General features: G+C 34.2%; 20 protein-coding genes. 5 read left to right on the plus strand and 15 right to left on the minus strand.

What is annotated here, in order from left to right; genetic code table 11:
- Positions 1 to 151: 151 nt before the first annotated feature.
- Positions 152 to 661 carry an adenine phosphoribosyltransferase gene (locus CAN42_RS01320; protein WP_085875209.1) on the minus strand — a complete coding sequence of 170 codons (510 nt, stop codon included), beginning with the start codon at positions 659 to 661 and terminating at the stop codon, positions 152 to 154.
- A gap of 112 nt (positions 662 to 773) precedes the next feature.
- Here CAN42_RS01320 and nhaC point away from each other — a divergent pair, with 112 nt between their 5' ends.
- On the plus strand, positions 774 to 2,177 hold the full coding sequence (nhaC, locus tag CAN42_RS01325; protein ID WP_085875210.1) for a Na+/H+ antiporter NhaC: 1,404 nt from the start codon (positions 774 to 776) through the stop codon (positions 2,175 to 2,177).
- A 77-nt stretch (positions 2,178 to 2,254) separates the two neighbouring features.
- Positions 2,255 to 3,010: a formate/nitrite transporter family protein gene (locus tag CAN42_RS01330; protein WP_085875211.1), complete on the plus strand. Its 756-nt coding sequence runs from the start codon at positions 2,255 to 2,257 to the stop codon at positions 3,008 to 3,010.
- Positions 3,011 to 3,077: 67 nt separating this feature from the next.
- Here the strand turns inward: CAN42_RS01330 and CAN42_RS01335 are convergent, their stop codons facing one another.
- Together CAN42_RS01335 and CAN42_RS01340 are read right to left on the minus strand one after the other, a co-directional pair.
- Entirely contained in the window at positions 3,078 to 3,800 is a 723-nt protein-coding gene (locus CAN42_RS01335; RefSeq protein ID WP_085875212.1) for a YwaF family protein, read from the minus strand.
- A gap of 68 nt (positions 3,801 to 3,868) precedes the next feature.
- Entirely contained in the window at positions 3,869 to 4,909 is a 1,041-nt protein-coding gene (locus CAN42_RS01340) for a DNA polymerase IV (RefSeq protein ID WP_085875213.1), read from the minus strand.
- Between the two features lie 76 nt (positions 4,910 to 4,985).
- Here CAN42_RS01340 and CAN42_RS01345 point away from each other — a divergent pair, with 76 nt between their 5' ends.
- Positions 4,986 to 5,618, plus strand: a complete 633-nt coding sequence (locus tag CAN42_RS01345) for an HAD family hydrolase (RefSeq protein WP_085875214.1) — start codon at positions 4,986 to 4,988, stop codon at positions 5,616 to 5,618.
- A gap of 75 nt (positions 5,619 to 5,693) precedes the next feature.
- Here the strand turns inward: CAN42_RS01345 and CAN42_RS01350 are convergent, their stop codons facing one another.
- From CAN42_RS01350 to proB, 11 genes are all read right to left on the minus strand, one after another.
- Complete coding sequence (locus CAN42_RS01350) at positions 5,694 to 7,475, minus strand: thioredoxin domain-containing protein (protein ID WP_085875215.1); 1,782 nt, start codon at positions 7,473 to 7,475, stop codon at positions 5,694 to 5,696.
- Complete coding sequence (locus CAN42_RS01355) at positions 7,472 to 8,407, minus strand: NAD(P)/FAD-dependent oxidoreductase (protein ID WP_085875216.1); 936 nt, start codon at positions 8,405 to 8,407, stop codon at positions 7,472 to 7,474. The genes CAN42_RS01350 and CAN42_RS01355 overlap by 4 nt, the downstream gene beginning before the upstream one ends.
- 9 nt (positions 8,408 to 8,416) lie before the next feature.
- Positions 8,417 to 9,022, minus strand: coding sequence for a histidine phosphatase family protein (locus CAN42_RS01360; RefSeq protein ID WP_085875217.1), 606 nt, complete (start codon positions 9,020 to 9,022; stop codon positions 8,417 to 8,419).
- A gap of 120 nt (positions 9,023 to 9,142) precedes the next feature.
- Positions 9,143 to 10,753 (minus strand): MutS-related protein, encoded by a 1,611-nt coding sequence (locus tag CAN42_RS01365; protein ID WP_085875218.1) that lies wholly within the window; start codon positions 10,751 to 10,753, stop codon positions 9,143 to 9,145.
- Positions 10,754 to 10,946: 193 nt separating this feature from the next.
- The gene (locus CAN42_RS01370; protein WP_085875219.1) at positions 10,947 to 11,888 is read right to left on the minus strand and encodes a D-2-hydroxyacid dehydrogenase; all 942 of its coding nucleotides are present in this window, start codon (positions 11,886 to 11,888) and stop codon (positions 10,947 to 10,949) included.
- 252 nt (positions 11,889 to 12,140) lie between these two features.
- Positions 12,141 to 12,869 carry a TraX family protein gene (locus CAN42_RS01375; protein ID WP_085875220.1) on the minus strand — a complete coding sequence of 243 codons (729 nt, stop codon included), beginning with the start codon at positions 12,867 to 12,869 and terminating at the stop codon, positions 12,141 to 12,143.
- A 542-nt stretch (positions 12,870 to 13,411) separates the two neighbouring features.
- A complete protein-coding gene (locus CAN42_RS01380) occupies positions 13,412 to 14,344 on the minus strand; it encodes a CPBP family intramembrane glutamic endopeptidase (RefSeq protein ID WP_085875221.1) in 933 nt (310 codons plus the stop codon).
- Between the two features lie 236 nt (positions 14,345 to 14,580).
- Entirely contained in the window at positions 14,581 to 15,390 is an 810-nt protein-coding gene (gene murI / locus CAN42_RS01385; RefSeq protein WP_085875222.1) for a glutamate racemase, read from the minus strand.
- A 205-nt stretch (positions 15,391 to 15,595) separates the two neighbouring features.
- Positions 15,596 to 16,810: a sodium/glutamate symporter gene (gene gltS, locus CAN42_RS01390; protein ID WP_062571474.1), complete on the minus strand. Its 1,215-nt coding sequence runs from the start codon at positions 16,808 to 16,810 to the stop codon at positions 15,596 to 15,598.
- A 558-nt stretch (positions 16,811 to 17,368) separates the two neighbouring features.
- Complete coding sequence (locus CAN42_RS01395; RefSeq protein WP_085875223.1) at positions 17,369 to 18,625, minus strand: glutamate-5-semialdehyde dehydrogenase; 1,257 nt, start codon at positions 18,623 to 18,625, stop codon at positions 17,369 to 17,371.
- Positions 18,603 to 19,385: a glutamate 5-kinase gene (gene proB, locus CAN42_RS01400; RefSeq protein WP_085875224.1), complete on the minus strand. Its 783-nt coding sequence runs from the start codon at positions 19,383 to 19,385 to the stop codon at positions 18,603 to 18,605. Before proB ends, CAN42_RS01395 begins: the two co-directional genes overlap by 23 nt.
- A 159-nt stretch (positions 19,386 to 19,544) precedes the next feature.
- Here proB and CAN42_RS01405 point away from each other — a divergent pair, with 159 nt between their 5' ends.
- On the plus strand, positions 19,545 to 21,845 hold the full coding sequence (locus CAN42_RS01405) for a bifunctional dihydroorotate dehydrogenase B NAD binding subunit/NADPH-dependent glutamate synthase (RefSeq protein ID WP_085875225.1): 2,301 nt from the start codon (positions 19,545 to 19,547) through the stop codon (positions 21,843 to 21,845).
- Between the two features lie 383 nt (positions 21,846 to 22,228).
- A complete protein-coding gene (gene abc-f, locus CAN42_RS01410) occupies positions 22,229 to 23,830 on the plus strand; it encodes a ribosomal protection-like ABC-F family protein (protein WP_085875226.1) in 1,602 nt (533 codons plus the stop codon).
- Positions 23,831 to 24,015: 185 nt separating this feature from the next.
- On the opposite strand, the gene CAN42_RS01415 is transcribed toward abc-f, so the two are convergent.
- A complete protein-coding gene (locus CAN42_RS01415; RefSeq protein WP_085875227.1) occupies positions 24,016 to 24,321 on the minus strand; it encodes a cupin domain-containing protein in 306 nt (101 codons plus the stop codon).
- Between the last annotated feature and the right edge of the window lie 6 nt (positions 24,322 to 24,327).

Raw genomic sequence — 24,327 nt, forward strand, 5'->3', positions numbered from 1 at the left:
AAATGGTCGAGTCTTAACTCCTCTCAGCATATTGCTCCCATAAGTTTATTTATTTAATTTTTAAATCATATTATTTTTAAAAAATAATATGCGTACTTGAAACAGTTTAAATCAATTCAATTATATTTACAAGAATTTTTAAATTTTTAAATTAATACTTTATAACTGAAAGAACTTTTTCGCCCTTTAATAGGTCTCTTCCCTTTAGTCCTTCAAGCTCTATTAAGAATAATAGTGAAGATACTTCCCCTCCTAGACTTCTAACAAGTTTTAAACAAGCCTTTGATGTTCCACCAGTTGCAAGTAGGTCATCCACTATTACAACTTTTTCTCCTGGATCAATGGCATCCTTGTGGATCTCAATAGAATCTTGTCCATATTCAAGGTCGTAAGACTCACTTAACTTGTCCCAAGGAAGTTTGCCCGGCTTTCTCACAGGTACAAAGCCCTTGTTTAATTTATAGGCAAGAGCTGCTCCTAAGATAAAACCTCTTGCTTCAATCCCAATTATTTTATCAACGTCTTCATCTATTCTTGCTGCCATTTCATCAACTGCTTTTTTGAAAGCATCTTTGTCCTTTAAAAGAGTTGTTATGTCCCTAAAGATGACTCCCTCTTTTGGATAATTTTCAATTGCTCTAATTGTGTCTTTTAATTCCATAATTTCCCCCAATCCCTTATAGTATATCATCTTTGCGACCCAATAAAAACTTTTAATGAAGTCTTTTAAATGATATAATAATTTAAATTTTTGAATTTATACGAGGTGTTTTATGAACCAGAATAATATAAATAAATATGAAAAAGAAGTGAGGAAGGCAAACTTTGCTGAAGCCCTCTTCACCTTTGTCTCTCTTACAATAATAATGTTTATAAGCATAATTAAATATAAAGAGAGTCCACACATCCCTATGCTCATTGGAGTTTTAATCGCCTCCCTTGTCGCTCTAAAGATTGGCTACTCTTGGAAGTTTATAGAAAACTCAATGATAAAAGGAATTTCACAAGCCATGCAGTCCATAATAATCCTCGCCATAATTGGTGTCTTAATAGGAATTTGGATCTTGGCAGGGGTTGTACCAACAATGATTTACTACGGGCTTATGATTTTAAAACCCTCAATTTTTCTTGTTGCAACAGTTTTAATTACATCAATTACTTCTCTTGCCACAGGCACAAGTTGGGGAACAGCTGGCACAATGGGGATTGCCCTTATGGGTATAGCAAGTGGACTTGGAATACCTGCTCCCCTAACAGCAGGTGCAGTTTTATCTGGCGCCTACTTTGGCGACAAGATGAGTCCCCTATCTGATACAACAAACCTTGCACCAGCCATGGCAGGCACAGATGTATTCACCCACATCAAGGCAATGTTTAAGCCAACTCTTATTGCCTATGGCTTAACACTTTTGATTTTTGGATTTTTATCTATCAAGTACAAGGGAACTAGTGCTGACTTATCCAATGTCGACATCATCGCCAAGGGACTCAAAGAAAGTTTTACAATTTCGCCCGTCCTCTTGTTGGCACCCTTAGTTGTAATAATTTCCATTGCCAAGAAGCTCCCAGCAGTCCCTGGCATTAGTCTTGGTATTATTATTGCTGCAATCTTGGGTCCAATCTATCAAGGTGTAAACTTTGGAGACATTTTATCAGCTGGACTCAATGGTTATGTTTCAAAGACTGGTCTTGAAGCAGTGGATAAACTCTTAACTACTGGTGGCTTAAACAATATGATGTCATCCATCTCTCTAACAATTATCGCTATGATGTTTGGTGGCATTGCAGAAGAAACTGGAATACTTGAAGCCATAGTAAAAAAATTCCTCTACAGGGTTCAGTCTGTGGTTGGACTTGTTATTTCTACAATTTTAACTTGCTTCTTTACCAACGCAACTATGCCAGAGCAGTACATCTCCATAGTTGTACCTGGAAGAATGTTTAAAAATGAATATAAGGATAGGAAGATTGCTCCTAGACTCCTATCATCAACTCTCGAGTCAGGGGGAACTGTTACATCAGCCATGATTCCTTGGAACACTTGTGGAACTTATATGTCAACAGTTCTTGGTGTCTCCACAGTTCACTACCTTCCATTTTTGTTCTTTAACCTATTGATGCCTATAGTTCAAGTAATAGTTGTAGCAATAGATTCTAAAAAGTACAGAATAGACTAATATTAGAGGCCTTTCATTCATTGAAAAGCCTCTTCTTTTTGATATAATAGTTATTAAAGTATAAAAAGAGGTGGAATATGTATAAAGACATAGTAAATAGATTAATAAGCTCTGCTAATGCAAAGAAAGATTTACTAGAATCTTCTTTCTTCAAGTACATGGTTGCAGCTATGATGGCTGGGTTTTTTATTGGCATTGGGATTCTAATAATGGTCCTATCAGGGAATGTTTTTTCCTCATTACCCATTGCACTTGTAAAATTTGTCAATGGATTTGTCTTCTCCCTAGCCCTATCCTTCGTTATGTTTGCAGGTGGCGAACTATTCACAGGTATTGTTCTCGTTACAACTGTCGCCAAGTTAAATAAGAAACTTGAAACGTCTACATTTTTAAAAATTCTTATTTATTCTTATATAGGAAATTTTTTGGGAGCAATTTTAATTTCCATCTTATTTAAAATGACTGGCGTTTCTCCAGACTACAATGAAGCCCTTTTAAAACTAGCAACAACAAAAGCAAGTTATGACTTCACTTCATTGTTATTTAGGGGAATTATGTGTAACATTTTAGTTTGTCTTGCAGTACTAATTTGTTCAAGAAATCTATCTGATTCAGCAAAATTAATTTTAATTTTCTGGTGCATACTTGCCTTTGTAAGTTTAGGCTTTGAACATAGTATTGCAAATATGACTTGTTTCGCATTAACAAAGATGCTAAACCCTGAATTTGGATTTGGACTAATTTTCAAAAACTTAATACCAGTTACCCTTGGAAATATTATTGGTGGCTCTCTAGTTGCCGTAACTTATAATATTTTGGGTAGCGAAAACTAATTTGACGAGGTCCTTCCTCGTCTTTATTTTTTTACAATCAAGCTAAAATAAAAACCTAAGCTAAAATTTACTTTAACTTAGGTTTCTTTTCTCTTATTAATTTTGAAATTATCTTATAAATAAAAAATGTAAGGACCATAACAAAGACTGTGACTATAAAAAGTCCCACAACATAATTTGGAAAGACGTCCTTTATAGTTGCAAGGGCTGATCCCTCATAGGGCTCTTCTATAAAATAATAATTTGCATTGAGCTTGATGTTTAAAACTTTTATTATTGGAAGAGTCACAAGTATGAAAATTATTGGATATATTATATCTCTTATCTTTGGCAGGTATTCCTTTGAAAGCACAAGATAAATTGGATAAAAGGCATTCACTCCATGGATGATCCAAGAAATAATTGCCACATAAGAATATTTATTTACTTGGTCCCAGCCTGGTGTAAAAAGACTTAGAATTGCCGCTGGCATAAACAAGTAATAGAGGCAGGCCTTTATAAACTTTCTTTCAACAAAGGCATCCACTGCCATGAACTGTGCCCCAATTGTGCAGAGGTGGAAGGGCAAGTAAGAAGAGTCATAGTGACCGCTTATTAAGACTGCCACAAGCCTAATCATTTCCAAGCTAATTGGTGTTAAGGCGATAAAAATCCTAAAGCCTCTGCTCCCTCTCCAAGGTTTGTATAAAATTATTCCAAATATAAAAATAATAGCAAGGCAAGCGAAATGGTAAGTTCCATAAAATTTAAAGCCAACCTCTCCATAGTTTAAGTCCCAAAAATTTCTCATAATTAAATTCCTTTTATTTTATTTCTTGACTATTTTAGCATAAAATTTCGAAAAAAGATTTACTTTTTTTATCTTTTAAGGAAAGAAAGTTGTCTTATGTTTAAGTCTACCAAGTTTGACACTGTTATACCAATTAGTCTAAGCTTATCGCCCTCATAGGCTTCTTCAAAAATTTCCATGGACTTGTTAAAGATATCCTCTTCTTCGTAGATTGCATTCTCATAAGTCCTTGACCTGGTCTTGACCTTGAAGTTCTCGTCCTTCATCTTGAGGGTCAAGGTGTAGCCGGAAATTTCTTTTACAATTAAGTCTTCTGATACTTCCTTAGAAAAATCTCTTAAGTGAGAAATTAACTCTTCCCTCTTGCTTGTCACTTCAAAGGTGGACTCTGTCCCCAGACTTTTTCTCACAGTGTTGGGAGTGACTTCTCTATTGTCAATTCCCCTTATCCTCTTGTAAATTTCTTCACCACTCTTCTTGAACATGGTGACTAAAAAATCATAAGATAGGGAATACAAGTCCTCTACAGTATTTATCCCTATGTTTCTCAACCTTTTCTCTGTCTTATTACCAATCCCATGAACCCTTCTTATGTCTAAGGGAAATAAAATCTCTGGGATGTCCGACTTCCTGATAATCTTTACTCCCTTGGGCTTGTTCCAGTCGCTGGCAAGCTTCGCCAAAAATTTGTTGTAACTCAAACCACAACTCACACTTAAGCCAGTCTCTTCAAAAACTTTTTTCTGTAAATCATACACAATATCCACATCGTAACCCAGCCCACTTATGTCCAGATAGGACTCATCAATGGAGACTTTTTCAATTTTATCTGTGTAGGTCCTTAGGACTTCAAAGACTTGTCTGGACTTCTCCAGATACCTCTCTCTTCTCATGGGTTTTATTATCAAGTGGTCGCATAGGTTCTTTGCCATATACATGGGCATGGCAGAGTGAATACCATACTTTCTTGCAACATAATTAGCCGTAGTGACAACTCCGTGATTGGACCTGCCACCTACGACTAGGGGTTTGCCTATTATAGATTTATCGTCAAGCTCTTCTACAGATGCGTAGAAGGCATCTATGTCAACATGTATAATAATTCCCATAAATATCACAACTTTAGTATATCATATAACTTTTTATAATGGAGTCTATTTGATATAATTCTATTGAGGTGAGATTTTGAAAAAAAAGCTTGCGCTCTATGATTTTGACAAAACTGTAGTTGCTTGCGAATCAATATTAGAGCTTTATAAGTATGGATTTAAAAATAAAAAAATAAAATTTGCGAGTACCATGGCTGGCCTTGCTTCTGCCTACATAAGGTCTAAGCTGGCATCTGATTTTGACATAATGAAGAACCAAATGGTCTCTGTTATAAAATATTTTACCGAAGATGAGCTGAAGGACTTTGTAACAGACAACCTCTTCCCAAAATTTTTCTTTGTGGAGTTTGAAGAAGAATTCTATTCCCACGACGAGGACACAATAAAAATTCTTTGCTCAGCATCTGCCACTCCCTATCTAAAGTATGTAAAGGGCCTCTATCCCTTTGACTACATAATTGGGACTGACCTTGGAAGTGACTACAAGATGACAAGAGGCAACAACAAGAAAGACGTCAAGGTGAAAAACATAAGAGACCTCTTGGCACAAGAAGGAATTGAGATTGACTACGAAAACTCCTCTGCCTATTCCGACTCCTATGATGATGACAAGTATATGCTAAGGATGACAAAAAATAGATTTTTAATAAACTCAAAGGTCAAGAAGAAGGGCTACGAAAATTTATCTTGGCACACAGAAGAAGCCTAATAAATTTTAAGAGAAGTTAAGGTGTAAAGACATAAAAATAAACTGGGAACTCAATCCCAGTTTTTTTATGTCTTCTTATAAGCCTAAGAGATATTCTTCTATCAAGCCAGCAATTTCGTCATAGGATTTTTCTCCCATAAACTCGTAAACTTTTTTTCCATCCTTGTAGAAAGAAACCCTAGGAAGTTGAAAGATTTCATGTTCTTCTGCAAAGGACTTGTTCTTGTCAAGGTCCATGTAGAAGCAGGACACATCTTTGAACTCTTCTTCTAATAGAACTTCCATAACTTCCATAAGTGGCTCGCAGTGAGAGCACCTCTCTGCCCCATAAATTAATATTGCCATCTTCTTATCTCTTATTGTCTCGTCAAAATGATTTGCCGCAATGTATTTAATCACAGATTCATTTCTCTTTATTACCTTCTTGTTTTCTACAAGGTCTCTTACAGATTCTGACTCTTGAGAAAGTGGGTCGATGTCAATTGATAGCCTACTCCTATTTACATTTGTAATCTCGACTGACTTAAAGTCTCCAGCTCCAGGGAGTTTGAAGTAGGATGCATCCTCTATCTCTTGAATTTCATTTTCTTCTTCATCAACGTCTAGGTAGTCATAGGGATACCTATAGACCCTGTAAATCATATTGTTCTTCAAGAGGTTTTCTGTGGTTGTCCTATAAGGGCAAGTCCACTGCCATACAATTTCCTTTGAAGGAGTAATTTCAATTACAAGACCCTCTGTGGCAAGAGTAATAAGTGTGTTTCCATTAGGCAGTCTTTGAAGATTACCACCATAAGGAGAATAAAACTTGTAGCCATTCATTGGGATTGAAAATCCAAAGTCCCTTGGGTCCACAGACCAATTCACTGCAAGAGTAACTGGATTTATTTCAAGAATCCTAGAGTAATTTCTAACAAAGGGGAGTAAACCCGATGGCGATGTCAGAGTTGGCGAACCGTAACCACACCTTCCCCCGTTGTCAAAAATTAAGAGGTTGCCTTCTCCTGGTAGACCCTTAGGGATAATACTTGCAAAGGCAGAGCCAACAACTGGGTCAACCTTTGTGAAGTCGGAAAAGTTTGGTCCCAGCTTGTAGCAAATTCGTGACCTCTTCTTGTCAATTATCCCAATAATATTTGCAGCCCTTGCTGTAAATAAAATATTGTCAGGATGGAAGCGTGGATCTCCTTGGTCATACCACTTGTTTTCTCCAATTGTTGAAATTGAAGTTATGTCAAGATAGTTGCCCAGAGGTCTCTCTGTGATCCTCAAGTTTGGATTTCTGTAAATTACGTTTTTTGCTTCTTCAGAAAAGCCAAGTTGATCAAAGTGTTCGCTAAAGGAAAACTTCCAAATTATATTTCCATCTTCATCAACTTCTAATATAACGTCATCAAGCAGGGCCTTGTCAGAAATTCTCGTGTCGACAATAGCATCATGAACAAGAAGGAGGGTCTTTCCATTTTCCACGATTTTTTGGCCTGGATAATAATAGCCAAGAGAGTTGCCTTCTCTTTGAAAGTCAGAGTGGGCCCTTGCCATCCACTTAGGTCTATAGCCCCTGTCCTCTGTGAACTTAAACTTGTTAAAGTGAAAGACAATCTTGCCCTCCTTATCAAATTCAAGTAAGTCAATCCCATCACTGACACCAAAGTCCGATGACCTAAAGGAAGAAATACTCATGATATTTTTGTTTGGTAGCATCTTTGCCGGCATGGGGTTAACAGAATACCTCTTTAATTCTGTCCCATCCATTTTTATTATAAGTGCCCCGTCCTTGGCAGTTGAAATTAAATTTATGCCATTGTAGGCCTTTTCTCTCTTGTAAACTACTGTCCCTCTTGGATAGACTCTCATAAGACACCCCTCTTCCTAATGTATCTTTCTGCATAAACTGTTGCCACTGCACCATCATTGGCTGCAGTTACAATTTGTCTTAGGGCCTTGTTCCTAATATCTCCTGCTGCAAAAATTCCTTCAACAGAAGTTCTCATAGCTTCGTCTGTTTTTATAAAGCCAAGCTCATCAAGATCTACAAGATCTTTGACAAAGTTGGAGTTAGGACTCATGCCCGCAAAGATAAAAATCCCATCAGAAGTCACCCTAGTCTTTGTCTTGTCAGATAGGTCAAGAATGTCAAGGCTGTTGACCCTTTCATTCCCATTGATGCCCTCAAGCTTTGAGTTCCAAGTGTAGGAAATTTTTGGATTCTTCAATATCTTTTCCACTTCCAACTGGTTGCCATCAAACTTGCCTTCTTCGTGGATGATTATCATGTTAATAGAGTTAGCAAAGTTGGAAAGATAGTCGGCCTCTTCAAGAGCCAAGTCGCCAGAACCTAGGATATGTATGTCCTTGTCCTTGAAATAATCTGCATCACAAGTAGAACAATAGGAAACTCCTCGACCTGCAAACTCAGTTTCACCAGGCACATTTAAGATTTTGGCATAGGTTCCTGTTGCAATAATAAGGGCCTTGGCAGTATATTCTTTCCTTCTCAAAGTCCTTAGCACAAAGCCATCCTCAGTTTTTTCAATTTCCTTCACAGTTCCAAAGGCAAATTCATTAGTGGGAAAACTCTCTGCCTGCTTCCTAAATTCATTAATAAGGTCCCTGCCAGAGATTTCCTTAAAACCAGGATAATTTATAATCTTGGGAGTGTTGTTAACTCTGCCACCAAAGGAAAATTTTTCAATGACAAGAGTTTTTAAAAGGGCTCTACCTGCATATATAGCTGAGCTAAGGCCAGCTGCTCCTCCACCAATAATTATTAAGTCATAAGTATTCATATTATCACCTCAAATTGAGTCCACTGGATTCTTAGGAGCCTTCCTAATAATTTTAAAACTCCCATCTTTATAGTCTGCTATATTAAATTCGCCATTTCGTCTTACCCTGTTGGACCAAAAATCTTCAAGAGGAATCCCTTCCATGAGAGAATAAATGGCAACAATGGTAACACCATGAGTCACAATAAGGATATTTTCATCTTTCTCTGGATAAATTGCTTCCTCAAAAAATTTTTCCACCCTAGCCCTAAGGTCATAGATGCTTTCTCCATCAGGTCTCTCATAATTTTTTGGATCTTCAAAATATTTTTTGTAAAGGACCTCATCATTTACTTTGACGTCCTTGATTTTTTTGCCTGACCAAGTCCCAACATCAATTTCTCGAAGAAGGGGCGTCTTAATAATTTCCCTGTCAGGGCAAATTAACCTTGCAGTGTCATAGGCACGACCAAGATCAGATGAATAGACCTTGTCAAAGTGAAGGTCCTTAGACATCTTTCCAAGTCTCTTACCCATCTCAATCCCCTCAGAAGTTAATGCAGAGTCCAATTGTCCCTGGATGATTCCAAGCTTGTTCCACTCAGTCTCCCCGTGTCTAGTAAAATAAATTCTCATCTTTCCCCCACAATCCACAAAAACATTTTCTCACATATTAATAGTATAAAGGATAAAAATCAAGTATTAAAGGCAAAAAAATTACTTAGGTAAAAATTTACCTAAGTATCATCTTAAAATTTATTTTTCTTCCATCTCTCTTGAAAGATTTTTTGCTTCTTCTATTATCTCTCTTGGATAATTTAAGTTATCCAAGATTGCAATTGCGTTCCTACTTGTGGCTGGTCCATCCTTTAGGAGATAGTCGAACTTTATGTCGCCTTCTTCTATCTTTTCTTCAAAGTGCTTGTTAACAAATAAATCTTTTAAAAGAATTGTAAGTTCTATGTCGTGGGTTGCTGCTATGACGTGATTATTCTTTGCCAAGTATTTTAAAGTTGCAGTGGCTGATGCAATCCTATCAATGGTGTTCGTTCCCCTAAAGATTTCGTCTAGCAAAATTATTTTTTCGCTATCATCTGCTATCATTTCGCCAATTGCCTTGGACTCTGCCATAAAGTAAGAGAGGTTTTTCATTATTGAGTCACTGATATCTATGGCTGAAGTAATTTTCATTGGCTTGACTTCAAATTCATCTCCAAAAAACATTCCAAAGCTAAGGGCAAAAACCACGTTTATTCCAAGAGTCCTAAGATAAGTCGACTTGCCTGATGCGTTTGATCCTGTTAAGATAATTGACTTCTCCAAGTCAAGATCATTGGGAACTGGATTTCTTATCAAAGGATTGTAGAGATTTTTTCCCACAATTTTATTTCCAAATCTTACTTCTCCAGTCTCGTAGGCCTTTGATAGAGAAATAATTCCTATCTCGCAGTCGATTTTTCCCAAGAGGTAATAAAGTCTAAAGATTTCGCCCTTGCATACTTTAAAATATTTTTGAGTTTTTGAAAAGCTCCTTGCCTCTGACAAAAATAAAATATTCTTGTAAGTTTCTGCGAAGTCCATCTCCATGTTGCCAGTCAAGAATCCAAAGGACCTCAAGCTTCGCTTTAAGGGAGCAAGCCCTTTTAAAATACTTTCTATTTCCTTAATTTCTTCTTTGAAGACTTGGCTTTTATTCTTAAGCATGCCTTCTGATACATTGAGAAGACCTTTGAGCCTAACTAAGGCATCTAACTTTCCAGAAGTCATCTCATTAAATTTTTTGTAGATAAAGACGTTAGTTGCCAAGAGAGCAAAAATAAATAAAATTGCCTGAGCCCTTAAAGTCATAAATAAAATCAAGATGTAAAGTGCAGTAAAAGAAAAAATCTTTGCAGCAAGATCAATCTCTCTTTGAATTTTAATTTCTTCTTCCACTAGGTCAAGTACATCTTCCTTAAAGTAACCAAGTCTTCCTAGTTGAAATTGTAAGTCCTCAAGATCTTCTTCCCTGTCTTTATAAATTTTTCTCTTCTCTTGAAGTCTTATAAGCTCATCCTTATCTAAAATCAAATCCCTAAGTCTGTAGTAAAAATATTCTAGTCCCATTTTCGACATAGAGTGGTTCATCTTTTCTAAAATTTCATCAAGGTTTAGGTCATTGGCAGTGATGTCGCTAACATTTCCCCCAAGCCTCTTATGTAGTCCATTAATTTTACCCTTGAAGATTTTGGAATGAACTCTTCCGAAGTTCTTTATTATCTCTTGCCTTAAAAATTTTTCATTTCTCTTCTTCACATAGAAGTTGTAGATCAAAATTATTCCAATAAGAACAAAAAATAAAATCACAAATGAATAGTAGTCCTCCATACAAGACCTCCTCTTTATTTCTTGAAAATTTTTGCTTTATAAGCTCTTATGATTCACTTTATAAGATTATATGATTTACTTAATTAAACTTTATCCTTAATCATTTTCCCTGTCAACAAAGTCTATTTAGTTGCAAGAAAAAAAGACTGCTCACCTAAGCAAGCAGTCTTAAAAATTTAAATTTTATTTATTTTTATTTTCCGAAAAGTTCATCAAAGTTTCTTAAGATTACATTTCCAATATCGTCTTGAGCATCAATTGTTGATCCACCAATGTGTGGAGTTACATAAAGTCTGTCAAGTTCGAATAATTTACTTTGTACTGGAACATCTTGAGTGTCAAGTCCGCCAGAGCCAAGTTCGTTAGAAAGTGTATCTAAGTTTGCTCCGCCTAGTTTGCCATTCTTGATGTAGTCATATAGGTCATCTTCGTTAACAATTCCACCACGTGCAGCATTGATAATGCAAGCTCCATCTTTCATCTTTTCGAATTCTTTTGCTGAGAAAAGATCCTTAGTGTCTGGAGTTAGTGGCATGTGAAGAGTGATAATGTCAGAGTTTTTAACGATTTCGTCGAAATCAACTAGTTTAACATAATCAACTTTAATGTCTGATGGCTTTAGGAATGGGTCATAAGCAAGAACGTCCATATGGAATACATTAGCGATTTCAGCAACTCTTCTTCCGATTGCACCAAAACCACAAATTCCTAGAGTCTTGTTTCTAAGTTCTCTACCAATCCATCTATATTTGTTCCAGATTCCACTCTTAACTTCGTTTTGAGCTTGTACAGAGTTTCTGTATAGGTCAAGAGCCTTAGCAAAAACAAGTTCAGCAACTGCATTTGCATTTTGTCCTGGAGAGTTTTTAACTGGAATATTTTTTTCCTTTGCATATTCAAGGTCAATGTGGTTAGTTCCTGTTGAACCAACAAAAATTGCCTTTAAGTTTTTAGCAGCATCAAGAACTTCCTTGTTGATGAATGGGTCAACTCTCATGAATAGGAAATCATAAGGTTCAATAATTTCTGCTAATTTTTCTGAAGTAGGAAGCATAACCTTATCAAGTTCAATACCTCTTTCTTCAAGTCCTTTGTCAATTAGGTCTGACATATAATCTACCATTAACGCTTTCATTTACATCCTCCTTAAAATTTTATGTACTTCGTTACACTTATATTTTAGATGAAATCCTTATCTTTTTCAAGGTCATTTACGAGCTTGACCTAATTAGCACTTTTCTTTAAAAAAGACCTTGGAAAACCCTTGTATATTTACTTAAAGTTAAAAGATTTTAAAATGACTTCCGCCTATATTATAAGACGTGTCTTCACAAGCTTTTTCAATTGCATATCAAAATTAAAATAAAAAAGAGGCAAGCCTGCCTCCTTAAATATTAAAATAAAATCTTAAAAGTCCCAGTATTAATAGATGGACTGGATAAAACAAATAATTAAAAATTTTATTTTGCCTTCCCTTCTCTCCATTGTATAAGATTGTAAGTCCAAAGCCCAAGATGGACCAAACCTCTTTTATTATTGTAAGATAGGCAATAAATGCTCCAGCCACTGGTCGGTTGTAGAGTAAATAGAAAACAAAGGCTGTAATAATTGCATGAAAGTCATAGTCTCCTGATACAATGTTGGATACAAAATACATAATAATTAAAAGTGGAATAGAAATTAGGAGCCAAAACTTTCCAAGCTTATCCTCGTATCTCTTCCTAAATTCATCTAGGATCCAAATGGTAATTAGGGACAGGGCAAGTGAAAACAATACATTGTTAAGCCTAAACTCTAATATGACTTTTGATGAAAACATATCATAGGGAACTTCTGATATAAAAGCAAAAATTATTAAGTTTAACAAATATTTTTTCTTGTCATGTGTCCTAAAGAATCCTTCCACTACAAAGAAGGAAAACAAAGGGAAGGCAATACGTCCTATTACATCAAAGATAGAGCTAATAAGTGATAAGCCTCCGCCTCCCTCTAAGTTGGGCCAAATTAAGGCCTTATTTATGTGATCAATTAACATGGATCCAAAGGCAATATACTTTAGCTGGGCTCCATTTAAAATTTGGAGTTTTTGTAAATTTTTGTGATTAAATCTTTCCACAATCTTCCCCCTTATTTTTTGTTAGAGAATCATTTTACAATAGACTCCTACCCTTGTAAAGTTTTATTATTCTTAAAACTTGCTTTTTAACTTTCATCTATCCAATCATCAAAAATTTTTGAATTACCTTTTACACAAGTGATAATTTCCACTTCACTTACCATAGGCATTTCATTTAATTTTTTTAATTTCTCTATGAATAATTACCAAGTTGATGCCAAAAGGATTGTCTATAATCCTTTATATTATTCTAATTTCATATCTCACCTAGCCTGGAACAAAGATAACTGCGAATATCATCCTAAGTCCAACAGTCTTTAAAATTGTGTATGCTGAATTTGGTGTAGAAATATTTGTCAAAACTCCATAAAGGATTTTATATTTAATATTTAGAACTTTGTTGTTTTTCTAAAACCACCAAATTTTAACTCTTTATAATAACAAATTCACAAAAAATATGATTATAATAATTAATTACCTGAATACAACAATTTTGTCATTATCTATAAAGAATGAACAACTTTTTTAATTCAAGTTAAAATTCATTTATACTTTTTATTTAATAAAAATGGAGTATAAATAACTATATTAATTATTACAGATACAAGTAAAAATTCTTTTGTAAAAATAAAATCTTGATTGTATTCTGCACTCGTGAGATTAGCCATAAACATATTGTGCAAAAGATGGATGAAGGTTACCATAATAACGCTTCTACTCTCCATGTAGATGAGTCCAAGTACTATCCCAATGGCAATACAAAATACAGTAATTTCTATACCTGCATAGAGACCTTCTATTCCAGAATAAAATACCATACAATATAAGGGAAAATGAGACAAGCCCCACATAAGACCAGTTAACAAAACTCCTATTCTATTACTATACAATGATTGAAGTCTTGTTTGTGAAAAATATCTCCAACCATATTCTTCTCCCATAGTAAATATTAAATTAAAGGTTGCAGTCAATAATCCTACTGTAAAGGCCCCAGCTAATCGATTAAAAAGATCAGAAAAATCAACTTCTGGTTGAAAATAAAAATTTAATATTCCCAATCTAAATATATCTATTATAATTACAATAAAAGCCCATTTAAGAAATAAAGCAAAATTAAATTTTCCTCTTAATCTTTTATCATCTATCGTTAATACATAAAGACTAATTAGCCAACCTAAATACACAACAAAATTTATATTATTTAAAACTTTTTCTGAAAAGAATGACAATATGTAAAAAAATATAAATATTATGAAGTATAAAGAATATATCAAACTAAATTTATCTTTAGATAAATCTTTTAACTTAAAATCTTTTTCTAATAAAATTGCAATAAATGCAGGAACTAAACTAATAACAAGTGTTATAACCCCTGTATTATCTACTTTATAAAAATATTTAAAAGTAATTCCTATCAATAAATCGATAAAAAGAACTATAAATAAGAAATATTTTATTCCTTTTTTTGTACTCATATTAACTCCTATCTTACTATATTTATTAACTCACTCATTTATTTATATTCACGAAAATATTTTTATTAACAAAAACACATTTCTTTAATGCATACAGTTTTCCCTGACTTTCAAATATAAAGGCTCTATAATATCTGTTGGGGAGTAAATCTCTAGCAGAAATTTTTTGCAGACAAAAGAGAGACTCTCTTAAGGAGTCTCACAAAAATTTAATCTTAATTCTAAAAATAATGTATTTATAGTTTTATTTCTTCAAAAGTTTCTTCATTTTCTGTATCAATGACATTTTTTACAGTTGCCTTAAATTTTTCAATATCATTTGTTGAGAAAAATTCAATCTTAGGATTTTTTTCTTGATTTAATAAATCATCTTTTTCTAAAATTTCTTTTATTGCTATAGCTGTTCTATTTGCTGGATCTACTAATTTGACTTTCCTATTTTGTTTTTCAAAAATTCTTTCGAAAGCCTTCCTAGCAAGTGGAAAATGTGTACAACCTAAGATAAGTGTATCGTAGTCAAAATCTCCCAATTGTCCTAAGTACCCAGTGATTGTTTTTTCAACTATATCATTTTCTAAATTTCCATTTTCAACATCTAAAACTAATTGTGGAGCTCCAACTCCTTTTAAAATTATATCTTTGTTAAATTTTTTTATTGTTTCATCATAAACCTTTGACTTCACTGTTCCTTCAGTAGCTATAAGTGCAACCTTATTATTTTCTGTAACTAATGATGCATAACTACAAGCTGGTTCAACAACTCCTACTACTGGTATATCTAATTTTTCTTGTGCATTTTCGAGACCATAGCAAGTTGCTGTATTACAAGCAATAATTGCCCCCTTAGCTCCTACTTTTGCAAGAAAATCTAAACACTCAAAAGTTGAGTTCTTAACATCTTCAGGACTTCTAACTCCATAAGGCATTCTCAAAGTATCTCCAATATATTTGAAATTTTCTTCTGGGAATACTTTTAATAACTCCTTTAATACAGAGAGTCCACCTACACCACTATCAAAAACTCCTATTGGAGCATTTTTTTTCATTATGATAATCTCCTTTTAAAATTTTAGTTAATTTTTATAATTCTAAATTTCTTTTTTAATTAATCTTAACAAGATAAATTTTTATGAATAATTTAATACTCTTATAATAATTATTAATAGTTGTTTCTTAATAAATAAATCTAAAAAATTAATTCATTTTAATAAAAAAGCACCAGATATAATCTGGTGCTTCTTAAATTTTTTACTAAGCAAATATTCCTAAGAATACTGTGATAATAAATACATTTGTAAAGTCGATGAACATACCACCTACAATTGGTAGAACGAAGAATGCCATCTTTGAATAAACGAATTTATCACAAATAGATTCCATGTTTGCTACACCATTAGGTGTTGCACCCATACCAAATCCACAGTGTCCGCCGGCGATAACTGCTGCATCATAGTTGTTACCCATAAGTTTAAATGTAATGAAGTAAGCAAATATAGCCATTAATACTGTTTGAGCTGCTAATAGGATTAACATTGGAACTGCAAGGTCAACTAATTGCCATAATTTCAATGTCATTAAAGCCATAGCTAAGAATAAGTTAAGTCCAAGTTCTCCAGCAATAGCAATTTCTTCATTAGGTAAGAAATTGTTATGCTTATCAGAAATAGCTCTGAAAAGAATACCAAGTATCATTGGTCCAATATAAATTGGAAGTGCAGCTTTGTCAGTGAATTTCGCAATTTCTGCATTCAAGAATCCTGAAATGTAAACACCGATTCCCATAGCAACTATAATAGCAAGGAATCCTAATTGAACTTTCTTACCATCTAAAATTTTGTTTTCTTCTTTTAAGATAGATTCGTCAACAACAACTTCTTGTTCCATTTTTTTCTTTTCAACAAGATTGTTTTTAAGGATAATTTTGTTAGCTAATGGACCACCCATTAATGATCCCATTACCAATCCAAATGTTGCTGCTGAATAAGCTACAGTTTCTGCTCCAGTAATACCAGCTGCTTCAACAAGTGGTGCAATACCAGCACTTGTTCCGTGTCCCCCTGTCATAGGAGTTGATCCTGTCATAAGTGCAAGTCCTGGTTCTACTCCTACAGGTCCTGCTAATGCTACAGCTAAAATATTTTGTAGTACACATAGTACACTGGCAATAATTAAGAATTTAATTACCATAGGTCCACCAAGTTTAAGAATTTTTATACTTGCTCCAAAACCTATACTTGTAAAGAAGATTGTCATAAAGAATGATTGCAATGTTGTATCAAACTCGAATGCTGCTGTTTCTGTCAATCTTAATACTAAGTGAATAATTGCAAATAAGAATCCACCAATTACTGGTGCTGGAATTGCAAATTTTTGGAAGAAGTAAACCTTACTTCTTATGTACCTACCAATTAGCAGTAGTATTACTGCTAGACCAATCGTTTGGATCATATCCATTTCAATTGTCATAAATATCACCTCTCTATATTTTTTTGTGATTTAATTATATCAAAAGGTTTTCATTTTTTAAAGTAGTTTGTTTTTTTATTTTGTTATTTTATTTTGTTTTTTATTATTATATTTTTCTTATCGGAATTTTACCAGACTTATATGTTTCTATTTTATCTTTTTATCTGATTAAATTATTAGTTCGTTTTTAATTCGTAATAATATTCGTATTTATATCAAAATTTAAGATACTTTAATCCATTTTTTATTTTTGATTAATGCCTAAACATAAACTAAGTTCTTACTAACTAAATTCCTATCAAATATACTTTGTTTTAATTTACATTAACCTTTAATGAAAACATTTTTATTACTATTGTATGTACTAATTCTATAATCAGAAAAGCTTTATTAATTTTTACTTAAGATAAACTGCATAAAATGTTTAAGTACATTTAAATTTTAAGTGCCATGATGCAAAATATTTTTTAAATCTATAAATATATTCTAAAAAAATGCCCCCTTTATTGCTTAGTCCAATAAAAAGAGCATTCCCTTAAACTTTCTAATCATTAAATTTTATTTCCTGTATTCCCCATGGCCAAAGATTACATACTTGTAGCTCACAAGTTCATCAAGTCCCACTGGTCCCCTTGCGTGAAGTTTTTGTGTTGAGATGCCAAGCTCTGCTCCCTTGCCAAACTCTCCTCCATCTGTGAACCTTGTTGAGGCATTTACATAAACGCAGGCTGAGTCAACTTCTTCTAGGAACTTCATCGCCCTCTCATAGGACTCTGTCAAGATGGACTCTGAGTGACCTGTTGAATATTTTGTGATGTGGGCAATAGCTTCGTCGACATCATCAACTGTCTTAACAGAAATTTCGTAGTCCAAGTATTCTCTGCCGTAGTCATCTTCTTCTGCCTTCACAGCATTTTTTATCTTAGGAAGAGCTGCTTCATCAGCGTGGACTTTGATCTTATATTTTTCTACTACTTCATTAAATAAGTCAAAGAACTTATCTGGTAAATTCTTATTTAAGACAAGAGATTCCACTGCATTACAAACTCCAATTCTTTGAGTCTTTGCATTTTCAATAATTTTTACAGCAATTTCAATATCGGCATCTTCATCTACATATATGTGACAATTGCCAACTCCCGTTTCAATCACAGGCACCTTGGCATTTTCAACTACTGAGTTAATAAGTGAAGCTGATCCTCTTGGCAATAGCAAGTCAACATAACCCTTTAGTTGCATCAATTCCTTTGAAGACTCCCTTGATGTGTCCTTAACGATTTGAACAAAGTTCTCATCGTAGCCAGCATTTTTTATTCCAAGTCTAATGGCGTCTGCTATGGCTATGTTGGACTTGATGGACTCCTTACCTCCACGAAGTATAATGGCACTTGAAGCCTTTAGAGATAAAATTGCTGCATCAAGTGTTACATTAGGTCTTGATTCATAAATTATGGCAATAACTCCCATTGGAACAGTCTTCTTGCCAATTAAAAGTCCTGCATAGTTTTCTTCCATTGATAAGACCTTGCCCACTGGGTCTTTAAAGTCGATGACCTCGTCAATAGACTTTGCCATACCTTCAAGCCTCTCATCAGTTAAGAGAAGTCTATCAATTAGTCCTTCTGGCATATTATTTTCCCTGCCCTTCTTGATGTCCTCTTCATTGGCTCTTAAAATATTTTCCTTTTGGCTTAAGAGGGCCTTCTTGATTTCAAGAAGCATGGCATTCTTTTCCTTAGTTTTTAATTTTTTTAACTTATAGGAAGCTTCCTTTGCGATCTTCCCCATTTCCTTAACACTTAAAGTATGTTCCAATTTCTTCTCCTTTAACTATATCTCTTATGATCTTCATCTTTTCTCCTGATCCAATAACAACTTCTATGTCCTTTTCTATGGCAAGCTTGGCAGCCTTTATCTTGGTGTACATACCTCCAGTTCCAACATTGGATTCAGTTTCCTTTGCCATACCTTCAACCTCATTAATGTCTGTAACCTCGTGGATAATTTTTGCATCAGGATTCTTTCTTGGGTCATCTGTGTAAAGTCCCTCGATGTCAGTCAGCATAATAAGTAGGTCTGCCTTAATCATCCTTGCAATAACTGCTGATAGAGTGTCGTTGTCCCCAAATTTAATTTCATAGGTTGAAATTGTGTCATTCTCGTTTATTATTGGAATTACATTCATACCCAAGAGTTTCTCAAAGGTATTCTCTGCATTAATTCTCATCTCCTCGTCCACTTCTATTGTCCTTGTGAGGAGGACTTGGGCAGAGTTGTAACCATAGGACACAAGAGACCTGTCGTAAATATTTGTAAGGGCAACTTGACCCACTGCTGCTGCAGCTTGCTTGTCCGAAGTTTCCCTTGGCCTTTCTTTTAGATTTAACTTCGCACGACCTGCTGCAATGGCACCCGATGAAACAAGTACAACATCATAGCCTTGGTTCTTTAGGTTTGCAATTTCAAAACAGAGCTCGTCGATTTTTTGTAAATTTATTTTTCCATTGTCGTGAGTGATGGAAGAAGATCCAACCTTAATCACGACTTTTTTTATTTCTTTTGAAAATTTTCTCATTTCAATCACCTTATTAATAATATACTTGAAATTTACACATTAGTAAATATTTTTTCACATTTGAAGAAAGTATAAATTAAATAAATAATCTTATTATATTAAATTTCTCTCTCACCTCTTATTACCCTTATGCTATAATAGACTTGGAGTGTGATTATTTTGCCAAAAATTTTAAGAAAAAAAGAACTTGCACCAAATATATTTTTATTTGACATATATGCACCTAAGATTGCAGCCTCTGCAAAACCAGGTCAATTTATTATTTTAATTGCCGACAAATATTCCGAGAGAATCCCCCTAACTATTTCTGATTACGACATAAATCGAGGTAGCGTTCAAATAGTAGTCCAAGCTTCTGGTGAATCTACAAAGAAAATCGCAAGCTTTGAAGAAGGCGAAAGCTTTAAGGACTTTGTTGGACCCCTTGGTCACGCATCAGATTTTTATTATATAGACCTAGAAGACTTAAAGGACAAGAGATACTTATTCGTAGCTGGTGGTGTTGGTACTGCACCAGTTTATCCTCAAGCTAAATTTTTTAAAGAAAAGGGTCTTCACTGCGACATAATCATTGGAGCAAAGTCCAAAGAATTTGTAATTCTTGAAGATGAATTAAAGTCCGTTTGCGACAACCTATACATAGCAACCGATGACGGATCCTATGGCTTTAAGGGTCTTGTAACAGACAAGATTGTAGACCTTGTGGAAAATGAAAAGAAACATTACGACCAAGTTGTTTCCATTGGACCTATGATAATGATGAAGTTTGTCTGCCAAACTACTAAGAAATACGACCTTCCAACAACAGTGTCCCTAAACCCAATTATGGTTGATGGAACTGGTATGTGTGGTGCCTGCCGTGTTTCTATAGATGGAAAAACAAAATTTGCCTGCGTTGATGGACCAGAATTTGACGGTCACCTAGTGGACTTTGATTCTGCCATGAAGAGGCAAAGACAATATGTAGACAACAAGAAGACTCACGCAATAGCTGACCACCATTGTACAATGGACCTCGCAGTGTCTGACCACCTAGCTGAGACTTCTTCAAAAGATGATAAGGGCCTTGTTATTAAAAAAGCTGAAGACAGGTTTAAAAAAGTTCCAATTGCTGAACAAGCACCTGATGAGAGAAACAAAAACTTTAAAGAAGTTTGCCTTGGCTACACTGCTGAAGAAGCAGCCACCGAAGCTTCAAGATGTCTAAACTGTAAAAAACCTGGCTGCGTTGGAGGCTGCCCAGTTTCCATTGACATCCCTGGATTCATAAAGGAAATCGCAAGTGGCAACTTCGAGCAAGCCTACAAGGTTCTTTCCCTTTACACTTCCCTTCCAGCAGTTTGCGGTAGGGTTTGTCCACAAGAATCTCAATGCGAAGAAAGGTGTGTCCTCTTAAATAGGGGCGACGCAGTTTCCATTGGTAAGCTTGAAAGATTTGCCGCTGACTATGCAAGACGTCATCAAGTCCAAGAAAATGCTGACATCAGAAAGATTGACAAGAAGGTTGCAATAGTCGGAGCAGGTCCAGCTGGTCTTACTTGTGCAGGTGAACTTGCAAAAATGGGCTACGATGTAACGGTTTTTGAAGCCCTCCAACAATCTGGCGGAGTATTAATTTACGGTATTCCAGAATTTAGACTTCCCGACGAAGTCGTTGAATACGAAGTTGAAAATATTAAAAAGCTTGGAGTTAAATTTGAAAACAACTTTGTAATAGGAAGGACTGAAACCATAGACGACCTAATCAAGGATGGTTTTGAAGCAGTCTTTATTGGATCAGGTGCCGGTCTACCTAAGTTTATGAACATACCTGGTGAAAACCTAAATGGAGTTTATTCAGCCAACGAATTCTTGACTAGAAACAACCTAATGAGATCCTTTGATGAAGAGTACGACACTCCAGTTAACGTTGGAGAAAAAGTTGCAGTTATTGGCGGCGGCAATGTTGCCATGGATGCCGCAAGAGTTGCAAAAAGACTTGGGGCTGATGTTTCTATTGTCTACAGACGTACTGAAAAGGAACTTCCTGCAAGAACTGAAGAAGTTCACCACGCCAAGGAAGAGGGCATTAAGTTTGAAATGCTAACTGCTCCAGTTGAAATCCTTGGAGATGATGAGGGCTGGGTTAAGGGAATGAAGTGTGTGAGAAACGAACTTGGAGAACCTGATGCATCTGGTAGGAGAAGACCAGTTGCTGTAGAAGGTAGCGACTATGAAGAGGCCTTCCAAACAATTATCATGGCTCTTGGAACAAATCCAAACCCACTAATTTCTTCCACAACAAAGAATCTTGACATAGAAAAATGGGGTGGCATAATTGTAAATGAAGAGTCACAAACATCTCGCCAAGAAATCTTTGCCGGTGGTGATGCAGTTACAGGATCTGCAACAGTAATCCTTGCCATGGGTGCTGGTAAAAATGCCGCAAAGTCTATCGACGAATTTTTGAGAAATAAATAAGATTATAAAAAATAAATTTAGGGAAGAGTCTTATCTCTTCCCTATTTTTGTGTATTCATTACTTAACTTAAGACGTTTTGATAAGTTTTTTAAAATATAATCATATCTTTAAATCTTCTTATGTAATTTTGAAAAAATGTAATAAAATGAAGAACTAAAAGATAGAGAGAGTTATTACTAGAATCATGACCCTTGATAGGGCAATAAGATGTGGTAAATACACAAGTGAATCGGGTTATTATGGCAAAGGGCTTATAGTATTCTGAATTGGGTATCTATTATAAAAATAGTATTAGGAGGTACAGATAAATGATTAATACAAATAGTTTTCTAAATAACTAAGAGAGGAAAAGAAATCCTCTCACAAAAACTTAGGAGGATTTATGATATATATACAAGACTTAATAAAAACTTTACCAGATAGAAAGCTATTTGAAATTGATAGTTTATCAATAAATAAAAACGAAAAGATAGCCTTAATAGGAGAAAATGGTACGGGTAAAACTACTTTTTTAAGAATAATATTAGGCTTAGATAAAGACTATACTGGTCAAGTAAGAGTTGAAAGAGAACTGGGTTATTTATTAAATTATAATAGTAAAGGCAAGTGCTTTTCTGATGAAATCTACTCTAAATCACAGTTAAGGGCTAATGACAACTATAGTCCAGGCGAAGAACAAAGATTAAAGCTCACAGACCTATTATCAGATAGTTTTAAATTTCTATTAATCGACGAGCCTACATCTCACTTAGACTTAAAGCAAAAGGAAGAACTTATAGGAAAGCTAAATTCAAAAAAAGTTGGATATCTTCTAATTTCGCATGATCGTGATTTCATTAATAGAACTTGTAAAAAGATTTTAGAATTAAAGAACGGAAAAATTGAAGAATATAATGGAGACTACAAATTTTATCTTGAAGAAAGAGAGAAAAGATTTAAGTTTAAAGAAAAAGAGTATTCAAATTTTATAAAAGAAAAAAGAAGACTTGAAAATTTAGCTAGCAATATAAAAGAACAATCATCAAAAGTAAGAACCACGCCTAAAAGGATGGGAAACTCAGAAGCAAGGCTCCATAAGATGGGCGGTCAAGAAAACAAGAAAAAACTAGATAAACAAGTAAAATCTGTAGAATCCAGAATAGATCAACTAGAAGTAAAAGAAAAACCTAAAGAAGAAACAGAAATACAACTATCCATTCCAGATAATAAACAACTTCACTCAAAAATCTTGATAAGAGGAGAAAAGCTAAATAAAGAGTTTGGAAATAAGATTTTATTTGAAAAATCCAACTTTCAAATAAAAAATAATTCTAAAACAGCTCTTATAGGAGAAAATGGAAGTGGAAAAACCACCCTATTAAACATGATTCTCAATCAAGAAAATGTATGGGTGCATCCAAATCTTAAAATAGGTTATTTTAGTCAAATGAGTGATATTTTAGAAGAAGATGCTGATATCCTAGCAAATGTATTAAATACATCTATTTATGATGAAACAATGACAAGAATTGTTCTTGCAAGATTAGGATTTAAGACTGACGATGTATACAAGATTATAAGCGTATTAAGCGATGGAGAAAAAGCCAAGGTAAAATTGGCTAAAATATTAACTTCTGATTTTAATTATCTTATTTTTGATGAACCGACAAACTTTTTAGATATAAATGCTATAGAAAGTTTAGAAAATCTATTGAAATCTTATGATAGACCATTTATATTTGTAAGCCATGATGAGGAGTTTATAAATAACCTAGCAGATACTCTTTTGATTATAGAAGATAAAAGAATCAAAAATTTTAAAGGTAGTTTATCACAATACAAAAATAAAAAAGAGAAAACAACGAGTAGCAAGGATAGCGATAGTTTTTTACTTGATTTTAGAATATCTTCCATAAGTTCTAGACTAGCAATGGAGATATCTAAGGAGGAAAGAAAAAAACTAGAAGAGGAGTATAATAAACTCATTGAAGAAAGAAAAAATTAAATTTTAGCATCTATGAGAGTAGGTGCTTTTTTTATTACTTAATTTTAAAATGTAACATTAGAAAAATAAAATTTCTAAATTAAAACAATAATTTTCACGCTTGCAAATTTCTATGACTTAACAAATTTTTATAAGCTCATAAATTTTTACAAAGTCATAAGTTTTTTCTAATTACCAATAAATTCCTACTTCTTAAAAATACATAGCCAAACTGCCTTCTCCTGCCAAGAAACTCTGTGGATCTCGTGGGGTCTTATTGCCAGGCTGTCTCCTTCTCCTAAGTCAAGTCTCCTCCCATCTTCATATTCTATTTGTGCCTTTCCCTTTAACAAGAAGACAATCTCAAGGTCATCTTGGTCATAAAAACCTGTGACTTGATCAAGGGACATAGTCCTAAAAACTTTTACCCCTTCATCTTCGTAAATCTTTTCTTCAATTTCTCCATCCCTAGAGAATTTTATATTTTTGAAAATATTGTATAATTTATCCATAGGCTA

Origin of the sequence: Peptoniphilus vaginalis (assembly GCF_900176605.1) — a bacterium.
GTDB lineage: Bacteria > Bacillota > Clostridia > Tissierellales > Peptoniphilaceae > Peptoniphilus_A > Peptoniphilus_A vaginalis.